Origin of the sequence: Streptomyces sp. VNUA24, from assembly GCF_029167005.1 — a bacterium.
In the GTDB taxonomy this organism is placed as follows: Bacteria; Actinomycetota; Actinomycetes; order Streptomycetales; family Streptomycetaceae; genus Streptomyces; species Streptomyces scabiei.
The window spans coordinates 383,172-400,471 of sequence record NZ_CP119143.1; the positions used below are offsets into that span (position 1 = coordinate 383,172).

A 17,300-nucleotide genomic window follows, 5' to 3' on the forward strand; every position below is an offset into this window, starting at 1 on the left:
CACCACCCCGCCGACCGGCGGAACGGCACCGCCCGGTCAGGCGGCGGGCCCGGACAGCCAACCGTCCGACTGCATACCGGTGTTACCCACGGCACCCGCAAGCCGACCAACGCGTCCACCTCAGTGAGGCTCCTGGCGGCGTTCGTGCCGCGTACGCCGGCGTGGCCGCGTACGCCACGAGCGGGACGGTGCACAGGAAAGCCGGAAAGCGCGTGGCGGCTCCAAGGACATGCGCATGCACACCCCACGGTCAACCCCGTGACGCGAGCTCGACCCAGCTCCGCAGTCCGGATGCCGGACACCTGCTGGTGCCCGGCATCGAGACCTCGGTCGTGTGCTCCCCTCGCCGCCTACCTTGCCCGTGTCCGCCCCTCCAGGCGGCTCAATCGTCAGATGTCCATGCCCGGCGGGGCGCCTGGGCCGGCTTCGCCGCCTCGGCCTCCGCCTTGGCGTCGCTGACCGCCGCGGCGGCCTGCTTCCCGGCCTCGTCCGCCGCGGCAGCGGCGTCTAGGGACACCAGGGAGCCCGCCTCCAGCTGTGGAGCCCGGATGTCGTCCGGGATGTCGCGATCGTCGGCAGGAGCCGCTTTCTCGGGCTGCCCGGGGGTCGGTGTGACCGTCGTCGACTCGTCACCGAAGGCTCGGGTGACGGTGCGGACCGCCTCGGTCAGCTCCCCCGGGATCACCCAGAACGTGTTGTTGTCGCTGCTGGCCAGGTGCGGGAGCGTCTCCAGGTACTTGTAGGCCAGCACCTTCGGGTCGGCGTTGTTGCGATGGACGGCCTGGAAGACGAGTTCCACCGCCTTGGCCTCACCGTCCGCCCGCAGGATCATGGCCTGTTGCGCACCCTGGGCCTCCAGGATGTCCTTCTGCTTCGTGCCCTCGGCGGTGAGGATCTTGGCCTGCCGCTCCCCCTCGGCATGCAGGATGGCCGCCCGCTTGTCACGCTCGGCCCGCATCTGCTTCTCCATCGCCTCCTTGATGGTGGCCGGCGGATCGATGGCCTTGATCTCGACGCGGTTGACCCGGATGCCCCACTTGCCGGTGGCGTCGTCGAGGACGGCGCGGAGCCGGGAGTTGATCTCCTCGCGCGAGGTGAGCGTCTCCTCCAGGTCCATGCTGCCGATGACGTTGCGGAGCGTGGTCACGGTGAGCTGATCGATCGCCTGGAGGTAGTCGGCGACCTCGTAGGCCGCCGCCCGCGGATCGGTGATCTGGTAGTAGAGCACGGTGTCGATGTTCACCACGAGGTTGTCCTCGGTGATCACCGGCCTGGGGTCGGACGAATAGACCTGCTCGCGCACGTCGAGCTTGGTGTTGATGCGGTCCGCCACCGGCACGACCAGGTTCAGGCCGGGCTGCAGTGTCCGCCGGTACCGTCCGAACCGCTCGATGTTGTAGCGACGCGCCTGCGGGACGATCCGCACGCTGGAAGCCACGAGGAAGACGACGACGAGGGCCGCGACGAGGAGGGGGATGACGACGGGATCCACAGTGCCTCCGTTGCTGTGTGTTCAGCCGCTCACGGAAGGAGTTCGCGGGGGTAGACGATGGCCGTGGCCCCTTCGATCTCCATGACGTCCACCAGCGCTCCCACCGGGATGACAAGGCTTTCGTCGAGGGCGCGGGCGGACCAGTCCTCGCCGGAGAGCCTGATCAGGCCACGGGTCGCGGTGACCTCCTGCATCACCTCCGCCCGCTTGCCGATCAGCGCGTCGGTGCCGTCCCGCACGAGCGGCTGCTGTGCCATGTGCCGCAGCACGACAGGACGCATGATCAGGAGACCCGCCGCCGAGGCCGCCGCGAGGGCCACGAGCTGACCGAGAAGGCCGATGCCCACACCGGCGACCACGGCGGCGACCAACGCGGCGCCCGCCAGCAACCCGAAGACCAGGGTCAGGGTGAAGAACTCCGCGGCGCCCAGCACCGCGGCGGCGACCAGCCAGAACAACCACGGCATCGAATCGCCCTCCTTAAGGGGCTTTCTCCCACCAAGCTACCTTCCGGAAGGCCGGACAGACAGACACGGCAACCGTGGTTCCTACGCGGTGGAGGGGCGTGCCCTGATCGGCGTGGCAACCGCCCAGAGAGTGCTCAGGTGGTGGGCGGGACTTGGTCACACGAGCCGCCTGCCCTGCTTCGGGGCGGCAACTCGCGCCGGGTCGGTGAATCGAGCCGCAGGCTCGGGGGATCAGTCGCGGGCGAGCCGCGGCAGCGACGCACAGAGGTGCTCGGGCACATCCGGCTGGAGTTCGTGGATCCCGGCGCACCCCGCGTCGCCGTTCGTGGCGACCGGCCGCCAGCCCGAGGACGCCGCCCGGTAGAACCAGCGCTGGGAGACAGAGGAGGAGCATCCGTCACCGGCTTCACCGCACGCCGGCCCCATCCGGGTCGACAGGTCCAGCACCAGCCACGTGCCGTCGCAGCCGCGTTCCTCCCAGCTCGTGTGCTCGGGGATGTCCGTGTCGTTGACCGCCTGCCGGTACGAGGACGAGGTGCAGCGCGGCGGCGTGGGGTCGCAGCCGTTCTCACCGCACCGCCGCAGGGCGGGTGGCGTGGCACCGACGGGGGTGTACACGTCCATGCTGTTCACCATGACCTTGCGGGCGCCCAGAGGCTCGCTCAGCCTCACCGTCGCTCTGACTCGCTGCGTGCCGGTGCAGCCCGAGTCCTGGTCCTGGGAACGGCTCTCGTACGTGACCTTCACGTATACCGTGCCGTGCTCGACGGTATCCAGCTCACCGCGCAGGCGGCGCACACACGCGCGTGCCCCGTCGGGCACTTCGGAGTCGACGACCAGAGACCGGCCGCCGTCGGCGGTACGGACGCCGTCGATGCGCATCGGAGCGGCCAGTGTCCAGGCGGAGGCCGCGGTCGAGCCTGTCGCCTCCTCAGCGGGGTCGGCGGTCTCGGAACCGCAGCCGACGAGGACCATCAGGGCCGCGCCGAACACGGCCGCCCACATCCCCCGCTGCCACATGCCATGCCCCCAACCCGCCGAAGAACCGCACTCTAACGTGCGGCCGTCCCTCACCGTCCACGCCCCGGACTGCCGGCAGGGCAGATCCAGACCGAGCACGTCGTCCAGAGCGGGGAAGACGCTCCACCAGTGACCTGCCGTGACGGCTCCTCAAGACCGTGCCGGATCCGCTCAGTCGCCCCACCAAAGGGGTCTGAACGCCATGACCGTGCTCCGGCGCCGAGTCCCGAGTTCCAGCGCACCGGACGGGGCATGGAGCAGGGCTCATCCGGCCCGCCACTGGGGTGGTTGTGAGTTCCGGTGGTCGCTGGGACGTGTACCGCGCAGCCTCTTGAAGGCCACGCTCAGGGCGAAGGCGTTGGCGTAACCGACCTTGCGTGCGATCGTGCCCACCGTATGGTCGGTCTCCCGCAGTAGATCCGCGGCCAAGGTGATCCGCCAGTCGGCGAGATAAGTCATCGGCGGTTCGCCGACCAGGGCGGTGAACCGCCGGGCGAGCGCTGCCCGCGACACCCCCACCCTGGTCGCAAGGTCCGCCACCGTCCACGGATGGGAGGGTGCGCCGTGCAGCAGCCGCAGCGCGGTACCCACGACCGGGTCACCCAGTGCGCGGCACCAGGCCGGGGCATCGGTGTCCGGGCTGTCGAACCAGCCGCGCAGCGCGGAGACCAGCATCAGGTCCAGCAGCCGGTCCAGCACGAGCTGCTGCCCCGGCCGGTCCTGGGCGATCTCCTCGGCCACCGACTCCACTGAGGGGAAGAGGCTGTGACTGACCGGCACCACCAGCACGGGAGGCAGGGCCCCCAGGAGTCGTTCGCTGAGTTCTCCCCGGCGCTCGAAGGCTCCGCTGACCAGAACGACGGCCCCCTCAGCCGGTGTTCCGCAGGTTCGGGCGTACCCGGAGAAGTGCTCGAGGCCCTCGGCCGTCGGGCAGTAGTCCGCGCTGGTCACCACCTGTGAGGGCGTGCTCGCGGGGTCGTCGGCCACCGTGTAGGGAGCGTCGCCCCGGATGACGGCGATGTCGCCGACCCCGATGGGCACCGGCTCATGCTGCTCGGGAACGATCCAACCTCGGCCGCGCACCATGGTGGCCAGCGTGAGTGGGGCGCCGCTGGCCATGCGCAGAGCCCAGGGCGGTCGCATGATCGTCTGCCGGAAGACGGCGCCACGCGCCCGTACCTCTGCCAACAGCTCCGACACCGCATCCATGCCGACAGCGTAGACGCCTGGACATCAAGCAGAGCTTCCCGACCATGGATCGTCTCCACTTCGGCCGGTTCACTGGGGTCATGTCTGAACATCCCATCCTTGTCACCGGCGCGACGGGGAAGTCCGGCCGCCGCGTCGTCAGGCAACTGCGCGCCAAGGGGCTGGCGGTTCGCGCGGCGGCCCGCAACGGCGAGCACCCCTTCGACTGGACCGACAGCGGCACCTGGAATGCCGCTCTGCAGGACGTGCGGGCCATGTACATCGTGCAGTTGGACGGCACGATGCTCGTCCGCCCCTTCATCGAGCGGGCAGTGCGGCACGGGGTACGGCGGGTCGTACTGGCCTCGGGACGCGGCATCGACGACCCGGACTACGCACAGGACAGCAGCGGCATCCTCCCGGGGCTCCTCGACAGCGAGGCCGCCGTACGCGAAAGCGGTCTGGAGTGGACGATCAGCAGGCCGGGCTGGTTCGCGCAGAACTTCAGCGAGGGCTTCTTCGCCGATGCCGTCCGCGCCGGTGAGCTGCGGCTGCCCGCCGGTGACGGAGCAGCCAGCTTCGTCGATGCCGAGGACATCGCCGCGGTGGCGGTCGCCGCACTGACCCAGGACCACCACGTGGGGCACACCTACGAGCTGTCCGGCCCCCAGGCAGTGACACTGGCCGAGGCAGCCGCCACGATCTCCGAGGCCACCGGCCGCGCAATCCGCTACACACCGCTCCGCGTCGAGGACTATGTCGCCGAACTCGTTCAGCAGGGGTTGCCGTTGCCGGACGCCGAAGCCTTCGCGGACGTCATCGAACCGCTCAGAAAGGGCACTGACGCGTACGTCTCCGACGGCGTCCAGCGCGCCCTCCGCCGCCCACCACGGACCTTCACCGAATTCGCCACGTCCACTGCCACCCAAGGCGGCTGGCCGGCTTGAAACGGCCCACAGCACGGCGCGGGCCGCATCGGCTCTGCGCTGCAACTATCACCTACGGCTGTCCGTTCCGGCTGCCGTGCGTGAGCGCGGCGAAGACGCGTTCGCCGATGGCGTGCACGGCGTGAGGAGTGGCGGCCGGAAGTGCCCGGTTACAGCCCCGCGACGGGGCTGGGTGCGGAGAGGCTGTAAGAGATCCGGCCCGGCCGTACATCTCCCCATTGACGGCCACTGAGGGACGGAACATGGAGGCCCTGTGAGACGACGACGAACGACCGCTGGGGAGTACGGTGACCCGGCAGGGCACCGGGACCTGGAAGCTCTGTATACGGCTCATGCCGATCGGGTCCTGGCGTATCTGCTGCACCGTACGGACAGGGAGACAGCTCAGGACATCCTGTCGGAGACCTTCGTGCTGGCCTGGCGCAAGTCCGGGTCCGTGCCCGACGATGCCTTGCCGTGGCTACTCGCCTCGGCCCGGCGGCTGCTCGCCAACCGTGTGCGGTCCGACCGGCGGCACCACGCGTTGACCGCGCGTCTGGCGGTGATGGCCGACCGACCGGAGACCTCGGAGATCGCGGACACCATAGGGGCACGTGCCGAAGTGGCCGCCGCGCTGTCGGCGTTGTCGGAGCAGGACCGGGAGGTACTCGTGCTGAGTGCCTGGTACGGCCTGACGGCCAGGCAGGCGGCCGTCGTCCTGGGCTGTACGGCCCCCGCCTTCGCTGTGCGCCTGCACCGAGCACGCAAACGGTTCAGGGCAGCGCTGCCCCCTGCGGTCCACGCGCAGAAGACCCAAGGCGCCCTTCCCCAGCCCCGCCTCACCCACAGGGAGTCAGCATGAAGCCGACCCGCACCCAGCACGGCCGGGGCCCCGACCTCGCCGCCATCCGAGCCCTGCGACCCTCCGACGTCGACACCGATGGCTGGGCGGCATCCGCCGACGGCCAGGCCGTCCTGGGCGACATCCTGCGACGTACCGAGCAGCCGCGCGGCACGACCGGTGCAGGCAGGCGCCGGCATCTGTTCCTGGTGGGTGCGGTCACGGCCGTCCTCCTGGGCGGTGCCACCACTGCTGCCGTAGCCACTCTCGGGCCTTGGAGCGAGGGCGGGCGCGATGTCTTCTGTGCGCGCACGCTGTCGCCGGAGGCGGACCTGAGCCAGCTGCCGCTCAAAGACATGAAGGATTTCGACCCGCAGGACGCGACGCGTTCCTGCGCCGTGGCCTGGGACCGACTGTGGAACCAGTCCGCACCGGGCACCACGCCCCAGTACCCCAAGCCGACCCGGTTCGCTGCCTGCTACCACCCCAACGCGCAGCCCGACCACGGCGAGTCCTCCGCCACCGACGGCCGCAAGAAACTCGGTGGGCCGGTCATCTATCCCGCGGACGGCTACGCGACGAAGAAGGCGGCCTGCGCGGCCATCGGCTCCAAGCCCGTGGCGGGCGGCTGAAACCGACGGTTCGAACCGGATGACGAGTGACGGCGGTCCAGGGCGCTCCGGGTGGTGGAGCCCGTAAGCCCACCGCTCGCCCCGGTGCACCCAGGGGTACCTAGAAGGCTGGCATCCCGCTCGGACGCCGTCACAGCCGACCTGGACCAGCGGCCCCCGTAGTAGCGGCCAAGGAGCCTGATGGACGACACCACCACAACACCACCGCACCCAACCCGGCCGACGGTCAACCGCGGACGGGATCGGGCGGGCCGCTTACAGCGGTCCGCGGGACCCCCTCGTCCGCCTTCCTGTCGTCCTTGCCCAGCGCTGTTCGCGGCCCTGTCAGGAGGTAGGTGAGGGCGAAGCCCGCGCCGACCACGACCGCGCCGCCGGCCGCGTCGAGGACCCAGTGATTGCCCGTCGCCACGATCGCCAGGACCGTGAAGAAGGGATGCAGCAGACCCAGCACCTTCATCCACACCCTCGGCGCGACGATCGCGATCGTCAGCCCGCACCACAACGACCACCCGAAATGCAGCGACGGCATCGCCGCGTACTGGTTGGCCACCTCCGTCAGCCTGCCGTAGTCCGGACGGGAGAAGTCCTGGACACCATGGATCGTGTCGATGATCCCGAGACCGGGCATCAGCCGCGGCGGCGCCAGCGGATAGAAGAAGAACCCCACCAGCGCCAGCACCGTGGTGAAACCGATCGCCGTGCGGGCCCAGCGGTAGTCCGCCGGACGCCGCCAGTACAGGAGGCCGAGGACCGTCAGCGGGACCACGAAGTGGAACGAGGTGTAGTAGAAGTCGAAGAAACCCCGCAGCCAGCCGATCTGGACGACCGTGTGGTTGAACCAGTGCTCGACATCCAGGAACAGCACCTTCTCCACCGCGAGGATCTGCCCGGCGTGCTCCTCCGCGGCGGCCCGGCTGCCCGTGGCCTCCAGCCGCGTGCGCTGATAAGCCGCATACGTGACCCGGATCAGCAGCAGCTCCAGCAGCAGGTTCGGCCGGGTGGCCACCCGCCGCAGCAGCGGAGCCCAGCGGAAACGCGTCCGCGGCTTCGGGGCGTACCGGGTGGGAACCGGGGTGCGGTAGTACTGCGAGGTCCGGGACAGGAACGGCACCACCAGCGCGGCGGCCAGCGCCGCCAGCAGGACCACGTTGTCGCGCAGCGGCTGCAGGACGGCCGCGTTCGGCACCATCATCTTCGCGGGCAGTGTCATCACCAGGACGACCGCGACCGGCCATGCGTAGCGTGAGGACTGCTTGGTGCCGACCCGGCCGACCACGCTCAGCAGCACCCACAGCAGCTGGTGCTGCCAGGACGTCGGTGAGACGGCGACCACGACGCAGCCGGTGATCGCGACGGCGAGCAGGAGCTGCCCGTCGCGGGCGTAGTGGACGGCCCGCCGCATGCCCAGGACGGCGACCGCGGCGGCCAGCGTGAGGAAGAGGGCGATCTCCGCCGGGCCGGTGAGGCCGAAGCGGAGCAGGGCGCCGTGCAGGGACTGGTTGGCGAGGTCGTCAGCCCGGCCGCCGAGACCGACACCGGCCAGATGGTGCACCCAGTAGGTGTAGGAGTCGTGCGGCAGCGCCACCCAGGCCAGTGCCGTGGCGGCGGCGAACGTGATCCCGGTGCTCACCGCGGCGCGCCGGCGGTCGGTGAACCACAGCAGCACCACGAACAGCAGCACCGTCGGCTGGAACGCCGCGGCGAGCCCCACACAGACACCGCCCGCGCGCTCGCCCCGCACCAGGAAACAGCCCACCAGGACCAGCAGGACCGGCAGGACACTGGTCTGACCCAGATACAGCGTGTTGCGCACCGGCAGCGACAGCATCAGCAAGGTGATCGCCACCGGAGCCGCCAGCAGAGCGGTGCGGCGGGTGACGGGCCCGGGCAGAGCACGGGCGGCGACCAGACCCAGACAGACCACCAGCAACAGCGTGCCGAAGGTCCAGCCCCAACCCAGAGCCTGTTCGCCCGCAGAGGTCGAGGGCACGAGGACGAGGCCGCTGAACGGGGTGCCCGTGAACCGGGTCAGGTCCGTGAGCCGCTCACCCTTCGGTGTGCCCAGCGCGACGGCGACCTGCCGCACCGCCAGGACCGCGGCGACCAGCCACAGCACGGCCCGTACCGTCCCCAACCGGCCCACCGCCGCACCCGCACCGACGGCACCGCCCCGTCCGGTCTGATCCGCGTTCGCCACGCCCCGTCGCCCTTCCCGCCCTGTTCGCCGACCCATCGTGACCCCGCCAACTGCCGATACGCCTGCCGTCAGCATCTGTCCCGGTTGCGCATCAGGCCCACCTGCTGCACGGTCAGGAAGACGTCGGACCGGTTGTCCAGGCCGCTCGCGATGCACTGGGCGATGGGGCTCAAGCGGGAGGCCTCGCTGATGGCGATGAGGTACCGCAGCATGCCGCGTGCCTGAGCGGTGCGGTCGATGCCGCGAAAGCCGAGATCCCCGAGGCTGTTCTCGAGGCTGGACCGGCTCAGATTGACGGAGGTCAGCGGCTGGTTCGCGACGCGGGCGAGGGTGTCGTAGCCCTCCTTGCCGAGGAACCCGTCGTCATCGGTGGCGTCGTCCCCGTGGGCGACGTCGGAGGTGAGCTTCAGGACGATGTCGGACGGGGTGTCGGAGAAGAACCGCACGACGCGGAAGTCGCTGAGCCGTACGACCGCATGCACCGTTGGGGTGTCGTTGTCACAGCTGATCACGATGCCGGCGAAACCCCTGAGGCCCTGTGCGGAGGTCTCCGCGAGGTTCCGCAGGTGGTCCAGCATGGCCAGATAGGCGCCCGAGCCCCGGTTGAGGTCCCAGTGGACCTGTGGGAAGTCAGCGTTTCTCTGACCGTCGGCCGTCTCGGCCGTCTCGGCCGTCTCGGCCGTCTCGGCCGTCTTCGTACGGTCCGCCGTCGTCGATGCCGATGCGTCGGCGCCCCCGAGCGGAAGAAAGATCACCAGAATCCCGAGAAGGACGGAGAGGGCGACCGTGATGAGGACGCTGGTGGGCATGAGGTGCTCCGGTGGTTCGACGTGCAGCGATCTTGCTCACGCTCACAGCCGGAAGGTTGTTTGGCAGGCCCCCTCCACCGCCGCGTACAACTCCGGAGCATCGAATTCTGCGTTGTTCGTACCGATATGCGCGATAACCGAGCCCGCTCTGGCGTCCCGTAGGCGAACGCGTGCGAGTCCGCGCGAGCGACGGGGGCGCGGACCCCGCCACGTAGCGCGACTCCGGCATGGACCGGCCCGGCTCGGTATCGACGTCATGAGGAACATCTGGCGGACGCCCAGGCCGGCCTGCCGGCGGCGACCCGGGCACGCGTACGGGCACGGGCACAGGCACGGGCACGGCAGCGTGCGTCAGGACTGCGGGACCGCCCGGCTGCTTCCCTGATCCGCGGCCGACGAGGATCAGGGACAGACCCGCCGATAGGGCCGGTCCGGAATATGGGTCCGCCACTGCGCACGGGTCAGCTCCGTGTTCCCTGCACGGGAGCAGACGAGGGACACCGCTCGGTCAGGATCCACGACGTAGCGCTGGAGCGGGACGTGCGGGCTGCCCGCATACAGCATGGTGCTGTCCGGGCTGAAGGCGAGCGTGTCGATGCTCTCACCAGGGGTGGGCAGGGAGGGGCCGAGGGGTTGTTGGGTCGCGACGTCCCAGAGCTGGACGGTGCCCCCGTCTCCGCCCACGGCGAGCGTGCGACCGTCCGGACTGAACGCGAGAGCCGTGATCGTCTCGGCCAGGTCGGAGGACTGATCGACGGGCCCCGGAAAGACGTTCCTGAGGATCCCCGCTCGGTGCCGGAGGTCACCGTCCCAGAGGGCCACCCGCCCTGTCGCGTCGCCGGCCGCCATGGTGGAGCCGTCGGGGGCGAAGGCGATCGCTCCGATGTCGTCGTGCTGGACGAGGTCCTGGGCGTGGGACCGGCCCCCTCGGACCAGGCGGTTGTCGGTCACGAGGAGCCCGCCGTCCGGGCTGACGGCCGGGTGACCGCCGCCCGGGCCGGGCAGGAGCGCCGTCCTCCGCTGCCGCGTGGTGTCCCACTTCTCGTTGACGATGCCGTCCAGGGTTCCCCGTGCGGTGAGGAGCGTTCGGCCGCCCGGTCCCAGGGCGATCGCGTCCGTGGGCGCGGCGGCCGCCGTCGTGGCCACGTCCACCGTGCCCTTCGTACGCCCGGCGGTCAGATCCCAGACGGTCAGACGCTGGGGAGCCGTCTCCACACCGGGGTCGGAGACCCCGTACGCGAGCGCGCGGCTGTCGGGGCTGAAGGCCAGCAGAGGGTGCGTGAGGTCGATGGAGTTGGCCAGCTCTCGGTTGACCGGGACGGGACGTGCCGAGGGCGGCAAGGTGCGCAGCACCCTGCCGTCGCGCGTGTTCCGGAGCTGGAAGACGTAGCGGTCACCGATGCGCTCGACGGTGGCGAGCGTCCTGCCGTCGGGGCTGATCCGTATGTCGGTGAGCGGTCTGGTGCGCCAGGCACGGGTGAGGGTGGTGGTGAGGTCGAGGGTGTGGACCGTGCCGCCTTCGAGGTACCTCAGCAGCGGCCGCGAGGGGTCCCAGCCGAGATCGGACAGCGACTCGTTGTTCAGGGAGTGCCGGAAAACGGGTGCGGTGGGCGTGGACAGACGCCACACTCTGACCTCCTGGCCACCGCCGGTCGCCAGGAACGAGCCGTCCGGACTCATGACGGCACGGAAGGCGCCAGGATCCCTGAGGTCGGCGAGCCGACGCCCCGACTCGGTGTCCCAGACCCGCGCCCGGTCGCCGCTGAGGGCGAGGAGGCGGCCGTCGGCCAGCGAGAGGGACGTGCGGTCGCCGCAGACGCCACGAGCACTCGTCCAGGCACCGGACCGGGTGGTGCGTGCGACGGTGTCCCAGACCTGCGGGGCCTTGCCGATCGGGCAGACGGCCAGCAGCCGGCCGTCGTCGGCCGCCACGTCGGCGAGCCGCTCCCCCCGGCCTGCCGAGGGGGTCCGGAAGACCGGACGGCCGTCCGTCAGGGAGCGGAGCTCGGCCCGGGCGTCAGCCGAAATCGACACCAGGTAATGCCGGCCACCGGCTCCGAACCTCACGACGTCCGCGGGCGGCACGGGGGCTCCGATCCAGCGCCTCGCGCGGGTGTCCCACAGTCGGCGGACCCCTTCGGCGCCCAGGATGGCGAGCACCCGGCCGCCGGGAGTTGCGCCCAGCAGCGTTCCCCGAGGTGCCGGCCCGGAGGCGATACGCCGGTGCGTATCGACATCCCATGTCCGCCAGGTTCCCCCCTCGACGCTGAGCAGCGAGCGCCCGGAGTCGTCCAGCATCCGCTCGGGAGTGGAGCCGGGCGCCGGATCGGTGAAGGTGCCCAGTTCGCGCTGGGCCAGTGCGCCGAGGAGGGCGCGGCGGGACTCCGGCAGCGGGGACGTGCGCCACGCCGCGACACCGAGCAGCATCGCGATGCGCGGGTCGGTGGTGCGCAGCGCTTCGGCGACCGCGGCCACCCGGCGGGCCGCCGTGTCGGTGGTCTGCTTCTCGCTGTCCTGGCGCAGCCGTACGGCGGTCAGACCGACGACGACGGCCACCGCCAGCAGGGCGCAGAGCGAGACCGTGAGCGTGCGGCTGCGGCGGCGGGCCCGGGTGGCGGCCCGTTCCTCCGCCGCACGCTGCTGCGCCGCGGCGACCAGGAAGGCCGTCTCCTCCGACGTCAGACCGTCGTGGCCGCCGTCGTCGTCCGCGAACAGTTCCTCGGCCCGCGCCAGGCGGGTGCCCCGGTAGAGCGTGCCCGGGTCGCGGTCGTGCTCCAGCCAGGTGCGGGCGGCGTCGGTCAGCTGTCGGTGGTGGCGCAGCCGCTCCCGGTCCGCGTCGATCCACTCGCGCAGCCTCGGCCAGCCGGTGATGAGCGCCTCGTGGGCGAGCTGCACCCCGTCGTCGTCGGTGGTCAGCAGCCGGGCCCGGGCCAGCCTCCCGGCGACGGCCCGCGCGTCGGGGTCCTCCCACCCGGCCACTTCCTCCCAGCTGAGCGGGCGGCGGGTGTCGGCGTTGCCCTGGCCGGGCTCGACCATCCGCAGGAGCAGATGCCGGGCGGCGTGCGCCTGCGTCGGCGAGAGTTCGCCGTACGCTTCCTCGGCGCTGGCGGCGATCGCGCCGCGCACCCCGCCGGATGCTTCGTACGCGGCCAGGGTCAGCATCCGTCCCTTCCGCCGCCGCCAGGTCTCCAGCAGCGCGTGGGACAGCATCGGCAGCCCGCCCGGCTCGTCGAGCACGTCCTCGACGAGCCGGGCGGTCAGTGTCCGCTCCACGATGAGCCCGGCCGCCTGCGCGGGACCGATCACCGCCTCACGGAGCCCGTCCGCGGTCATGGGCCCGACCAGGAGGCCGCTGCCGTGCAGTGCCTCCGCCAGCCGCGGGTGCTCGGCGCACCGTGCGTAGAAGTCGGACCGTACGGCGATGAGCACGCGCAGCCGGCTGCCCGGGTCGCGCGCGGCGAGCAGGAGGTCGAGGAAGCGGTCCCGTTCGGCGCGCTCGCGGCAGAGGGTGAAGACCTCCTCGAACTGATCCACCACCACCCAGCACTCGGGATCGTCGGCCTCCGGTGTCAGCAGATGACCATAGGTGGTGGCGGGCCGGTCTCCTGGAGTGAGGATCCGGAGCACCGCCTTACGTCCCTGCTGCGCGGCCTTCTCCTGCAGCAGCGGAATCAGACCGGCCCGCAACAGGGAGGATTTGCCGCTGCCGGAGGCCCCGAACACCACGGCGAAGGGGGACCCGCACGCCAGCTCGCTCAGCTCGTCGATGAGCCGGTCCCGGCCGAAGAACAGCTCACGGTCGTCCGCCTCGAAGCGCGCCAGGCCGCGATAGGGCGGGGTGGTGTCGGCGTCCTCCTGCCGCTCCTCCCCTGCCAGCGTCTCGGCCTCCGCCCACCGCGCCTCCCAGGCGTCGGGGTCCGCGCCGCATGCCCGGACATACGCCTGGAGCACGGCCAGCGACGGCAGTCGCTCGCCGCTCGCGGCCTTCGCCAGCGTCGTCACCGAGAAGCCGGCCTTCTCCGCCATGGCCCGGTACGACACGCCACCCGTCGAACGGCGCAGCTCCCGGAGATCATGCGCGAGCCGCTGCACCGGACCGGCGGCCGGGTCGACCGGGAGTTCGGGACGCCCCATCGGTGAAGCCTCTTTCGCCCACGCAAGAACTACAAGCTGATCAGCAGCCCAAGGTACGTTTCGTCTCCCACGGGCGAAAACCCTTTCCGACTGTGACGTTCACCTGTGGCTCAGGGAGGCGGTGGCGCTCGGAAGGGCCGGCTTCGGCCTGCGCCGGGCACCCGCGACAAGCGGCCCGCGCCGGGCCACCGCCCTGGGTGTGCTCCGTGGGCCAAGCCCCGCCCGTGGGTGGGGCAGGCATCCGCGCGTACGACGACGGCTCACGCGCGGTGGCACACCGGCGCGCCGAGGCCGCCGTACCGCATGAGCCGGTCGCGGAGGGCGCATCGCTGCATCGCTGCGACCCTGGCGATTCCCGGAGCCGAATCCGCCGGAGAGGCCAGGTGCCGGGAGCCCCCGACCGCGTCTGCGCCTTCTCACCCCGGCCGGGCAACTCGTGAGCCGACCGGCGTCGGCGAAGCCTCCGCCCGGCCCGGCCCGGCACTGGCCCTGGACGGGCCGCATCACGCGGTCACGTACTCTCCCGCCGCGCATACGGCCGTATGACAGGCAGTCAGCACATCGCCACCCGTGGCGGCCGACGCGGAGCTGCGGTGATCGGGGATGGCCGGCGTCGGACTGGGTGAGGTGATCAGCGCAGGTAGGTGTCGCAGAGGGTTCCTGCTCCCGAGGGGGCGGCGGCCTGGTGCGCGAGGTTGCACACGGTGCGCATGTCGTACGTGGGCTCGGGCGGTGCGGTGCGCGGCCGGACGGTCCGGTGTCGGTTCGCGGAAGGCGGTGCGGGCCTGGCCGGCGCGGGACGGACTGCCGTGCGCGGCCGCGCCGATGGCCGAGGAGCGGCGGGTCGCTGCGGGCTGGTGTCGCTGAGGGAGGACCGCCGTTGTGCGGCGGGCCGGGGGACGTCGGGGCGCTTCGTCCTCACGGTCTTGACGAGGGTCGGGGCGGAGGCGATGAGAGCACTGCGGGCGGAGGGCTCGCTTGGGGACGGCAGCGGCGGGGCTGTACGCGCGGCAGCCGCGTGCGGACGGGGTGCAGGGGGCGGGGTGCCGGCCGGGAGGGCGACGCAGCCCCCGGCGAGCAGAAGGGCGGCCAGAGCGGCGGTGAGGACGAACGGCTGACGCATGCCTACAGGTTGGCCGTGTGGGGCGGAGAGCGGAGGGTGCCCCGCTGGTGATCACCGGCACGAGTGACGGCAGCGGGCGTGCCTTGTACGCCCCGGGGTGCGCGAGTCTCGGCTTCGGCGGTGGCCGAACGACGGCGTGCTCGTGTTCTCCGCCCTCGACGGCTCGTCGTCGGGGCGCCCGGGCGGGAATCCATGGGGAGGGGGCGATCGTGCGAGGTGGGGATCAGGTTCTGTGGAGATCGCCGCCTTCAGGGGATCGCCCCCTTCAGGGGATCGCCGGTTTGAGGGGATCGCCGCCTCTCGAGCCATCTGCCTCTCCCGGGCCGTGCCGGGACCCGTGACCGTCCCGAGGTCTCCCTCACCCCACGCCCACGCCAGTGCCGCTGCGCGGAGCCGGCCCTCCCGCGCGCCCTCCCCTCAGGCGACGAGAGGGCGGGCCACCTCCAGTTCACCGTGGTCGATCAGCCACCGCACCGATTCCAGAACTGCGGCTTCCGGTTCGTAGCGTGGCGCGTAGCCGATGAGGGTCCTGGCCTTCTCGATGGTGAGGCAGTGGCCGCGGTAGAGGTGGTCCCAGCTCCTGTCGGCGTTCTCCTGACTCGTGCCCCGGCGGAACTCCTCCCACGTCACCGGTTCCAGTGACGCGGTCTGCCCGAACCAGCCGGCCGCGATACGGGCGTACCCGCGGACGGTCAGTGCGGTGGGGGCGACGACGTTGAAGTCCTCCCCGGCCGCCGCCTCCCGGTGCTCGATGGCTCGCTCGAAGGACTGGGCGACGTCGTCGGCGTGGACATGGTGCATCGGCTCGGCCCCGATGCCGGGAATCCGCAACGGCTGACCGGCCGACAGGGTGTACCAGACGCCGGGGTCGTTGTTCCCCAGGGGATTCACCGGGTCCCAGCCGGGACCGACGATGTGCCCGGGGTGCAGGGACGTCGTCACCAGGCCGCCGGACGCGGTCTCCGCCTTCAGCATCCGGGCGATCAGGTCCTTCTGGATGCCGTACTCCCCCACCGGAGGTGTACCGGTGGTCTCGGAGATCGGCAGCTTGTCGCTGGGGCCGTAGCGCCACAGGGTGCCGCAGTGCAGGAGGTGACCGACTTCTCCGCGCAGCCGCTCCACCAGCGCGGTGGCCGACTCCAGAGTGAAGCAGACCAGGTCGACGACGGCATCCGGGTTCAGCGCCGCCACCCGGTCGCCGAAGACGCCCTCGCGGTCCTCGTGTTCCCGGTCCGCCACGACCTGCCGTACCTGACGCCACTCGGGAGCGTCGGCGTAGGCGGTGCGGGTGCCACGGCTGATGTTGATCACTTCGTGGCCGGCCCGCACCAGCCGGGGCACGAGGAAGGTGCCGATGTGCCCGCTTCCGCCGATGATGACGATGCGCATGCCTGTCCGTTCCGTGCGAGCTGTGGGTGCCGTGCCGTGCGCGGCACCGCGATGACCGGGACCGCGCCCTGTGCCGTGTCGCGGTTCAGGGCGCGATGCGATGCTACGGCGGGGCTACTTCGCGCACCATCACCTGCCGGCCGGGGCTTCCCTCGCTGAAGACGCGGGCGCCCGCGGTTCGGAACACAGTCGGTGCGCGCACCCCGCTCACCGGGCGTCACAGCAGCACCGCACCGACGCCGACCGCCGCCACGCCCAGCAGGAGCGCCACGACACCGCAGACGGTGTCGAGTGAGCGGGATCGGTGTTCCGCCGCGAGGTCGGGGGTGAACACGGCGGGGTCGTCGGGCGTGTAGTGGATGGTGACGCCGCGGCCGCGGGAGTTCGCCGGGTCGGGCAACCCCTCGGTGCAGTAGGCGGTGACGGTGATGTCCTCCTGGGTCGTGAAGGTGATGACCGGGGTGTGGCTGGTGCTGGTGTGGCCGTCCTCGTCGGTGCTGGTGTCCGTGAGCACCGCGATGACCCGGCCCCGGACAGGGGGCCGGGAGGTCAGCGCGGCGATACGGCGGTTCACCGCGCGTGCGCTCTGCGGCAGATACCAGACTCCGGACACGGTCCAGGGCACACCGAAGCCGATCAGTGCCCACGGCCAGGCCCGGTCGATCGCGGCGAAGACCACCAGGCCGACGTAGACCAGGAAGACCGCGAAGTTCGGCCACCCGAGCCCGCGTCGGCCGGCCCGGAGGTCCCCGACGAACCGGAAGGCGTGGGGCCTCCCGGGCGGATAGCGGACTCCGATCTCCCTGCCTGGCCAGGCCTCCGTGATCCTGTCCCCGTGGTCATCGTCGTTCGTCACGGTGAACTCCTCCCCGGTGGAAGGGTCCTGGAAAGAGACGACCACGGGGATCCCGTCGCGCTGCGAGCTTCCGTGCCGGGGCTCCCGCACCCGCTCCATCCGTCCCATGACCCTCACCGCCCGCTGGGCCCGGGTCATTCCGGCCAGCGACCGGGCGTACCCGACCAGCGCCACCGTGCCGAACACCCCACACCACAGCACCAGATATTCCTGCAGAGCCATGTGC

At 71.3% G+C, this 17,300-nt stretch carries 12 protein-coding genes; 3 read left to right on the top strand and 9 right to left on the bottom strand.

From position 1 onward, the window contains the following. Window positions 1-382 precede the first annotated feature (382 nt). The 4 genes from PYR72_RS01580 to PYR72_RS01595 form a co-directional block, all read right to left on the bottom strand. Window positions 383-1,492: an SPFH domain-containing protein gene (locus tag PYR72_RS01580; RefSeq protein WP_275453457.1), complete on the bottom strand. Its 1,110-nt coding sequence runs from the start codon at window positions 1,490-1,492 to the stop codon at window positions 383-385. A gap of 29 nt (window positions 1,493-1,521) precedes the next feature. Continuing rightward, complete coding sequence (locus PYR72_RS01585) at window positions 1,522-1,959, bottom strand: NfeD family protein (RefSeq protein WP_275453458.1); 438 nt, start codon at window positions 1,957-1,959, stop codon at window positions 1,522-1,524. Window positions 1,960-2,190: 231 nt separating this feature from the next. Then, complete coding sequence (locus tag PYR72_RS01590) at window positions 2,191-2,979, bottom strand: hypothetical protein (RefSeq protein WP_275453459.1); 789 nt, start codon at window positions 2,977-2,979, stop codon at window positions 2,191-2,193. 264 nt (window positions 2,980-3,243) lie between these two features. Next, a complete protein-coding gene (locus PYR72_RS01595; RefSeq protein WP_275453460.1) occupies window positions 3,244-4,188 on the bottom strand; it encodes an AraC family transcriptional regulator in 945 nt (314 codons plus the stop codon). 80 nt (window positions 4,189-4,268) lie between these two features. On the opposite strand from PYR72_RS01595, the gene PYR72_RS01600 reads away from it, so the two are divergent. The 3 genes from PYR72_RS01600 to PYR72_RS01610 all read left to right on the top strand — a co-directional run bounded on the left by PYR72_RS01600 (window position 4,269) and on the right by PYR72_RS01610 (window position 6,566). After that, complete coding sequence (locus PYR72_RS01600) at window positions 4,269-5,114, top strand: NAD(P)H-binding protein (protein ID WP_275453461.1); 846 nt, start codon at window positions 4,269-4,271, stop codon at window positions 5,112-5,114. Window positions 5,115-5,367: 253 nt separating this feature from the next. Then, on the top strand, window positions 5,368-5,955 hold the full coding sequence (locus PYR72_RS01605) for a sigma-70 family RNA polymerase sigma factor (RefSeq protein WP_275453462.1): 588 nt from the start codon (window positions 5,368-5,370) through the stop codon (window positions 5,953-5,955). Beyond that, on the top strand, window positions 5,952-6,566 hold the full coding sequence (locus tag PYR72_RS01610; RefSeq protein WP_275453463.1) for a hypothetical protein: 615 nt from the start codon (window positions 5,952-5,954) through the stop codon (window positions 6,564-6,566). Before PYR72_RS01605 ends, PYR72_RS01610 begins: the two co-directional genes overlap by 4 nt. A gap of 226 nt (window positions 6,567-6,792) precedes the next feature. Here the strand turns inward: PYR72_RS01610 and PYR72_RS01615 are convergent, their stop codons facing one another. From PYR72_RS01615 to PYR72_RS01635, 5 genes are all read right to left on the bottom strand, one after another. Beyond that, window positions 6,793-8,799 carry a bifunctional glycosyltransferase 87/phosphatase PAP2 family protein gene (locus PYR72_RS01615; RefSeq protein WP_275453464.1) on the bottom strand — a complete coding sequence of 669 codons (2,007 nt, stop codon included), beginning with the start codon at window positions 8,797-8,799 and terminating at the stop codon, window positions 6,793-6,795. Between the two features lie 32 nt (window positions 8,800-8,831). Beyond that, entirely contained in the window at window positions 8,832-9,572 is a 741-nt protein-coding gene (locus PYR72_RS01620; protein WP_275453465.1) for a ribosome-inactivating family protein, read from the bottom strand. Between the two features lie 402 nt (window positions 9,573-9,974). Further along, the gene (locus PYR72_RS01625; RefSeq protein WP_275453466.1) at window positions 9,975-13,706 is read right to left on the bottom strand and encodes a helix-turn-helix domain-containing protein; all 3,732 of its coding nucleotides are present in this window, start codon (window positions 13,704-13,706) and stop codon (window positions 9,975-9,977) included. 1,540 nt (window positions 13,707-15,246) lie between these two features. Continuing rightward, window positions 15,247-16,218 (bottom strand): NAD(P)-dependent oxidoreductase, encoded by a 972-nt coding sequence (locus PYR72_RS01630; RefSeq protein ID WP_275453467.1) that lies wholly within the window; start codon window positions 16,216-16,218, stop codon window positions 15,247-15,249. Window positions 16,219-16,435: 217 nt separating this feature from the next. Next, window positions 16,436-17,296: a DUF3592 domain-containing protein gene (locus PYR72_RS01635; RefSeq protein ID WP_275453468.1), complete on the bottom strand. Its 861-nt coding sequence runs from the start codon at window positions 17,294-17,296 to the stop codon at window positions 16,436-16,438. Window positions 17,297-17,300 lie beyond the last annotated feature (4 nt).

Bases quoted from the DNA above. Each gene is read 5' to 3' on its own strand.
- PYR72_RS01585 (WP_275453458.1), bottom strand. From the start codon at position 1,959: ATGCCGTGGTTGTTCTGGCTGGTCGCCGCCGCGGTGCTGGGCGCCGCG.
- PYR72_RS01590 (WP_275453459.1), bottom strand. From the start codon at position 2,979: ATGTGGCAGCGGGGGATGTGGGCGGCCGTGTTCGGCGCGGCCCTGATG.
- PYR72_RS01595 (WP_275453460.1), bottom strand. From the start codon at position 4,188: ATGGATGCGGTGTCGGAGCTGTTGGCAGAGGTACGGGCGCGTGGCGCC.
- PYR72_RS01600 (WP_275453461.1), top strand. From the start codon at position 4,269: ATGTCTGAACATCCCATCCTTGTCACCGGCGCGACGGGGAAGTCCGGC.
- PYR72_RS01610 (WP_275453463.1), top strand. From the start codon at position 5,952: ATGAAGCCGACCCGCACCCAGCACGGCCGGGGCCCCGACCTCGCCGCC.
- PYR72_RS01615 (WP_275453464.1), bottom strand. From the start codon at position 8,799: ATGGGTCGGCGAACAGGGCGGGAAGGGCGACGGGGCGTGGCGAACGCG.
- PYR72_RS01620 (WP_275453465.1), bottom strand. From the start codon at position 9,572: ATGCCCACCAGCGTCCTCATCACGGTCGCCCTCTCCGTCCTTCTCGGG.
- PYR72_RS01625 (WP_275453466.1), bottom strand. From the start codon at position 13,706: ATGGGGCGTCCCGAACTCCCGGTCGACCCGGCCGCCGGTCCGGTGCAG.
- PYR72_RS01630 (WP_275453467.1), bottom strand. From the start codon at position 16,218: ATGCGCATCGTCATCATCGGCGGAAGCGGGCACATCGGCACCTTCCTC.
- PYR72_RS01635 (WP_275453468.1), bottom strand. From the start codon at position 17,296: ATGGCTCTGCAGGAATATCTGGTGCTGTGGTGTGGGGTGTTCGGCACG.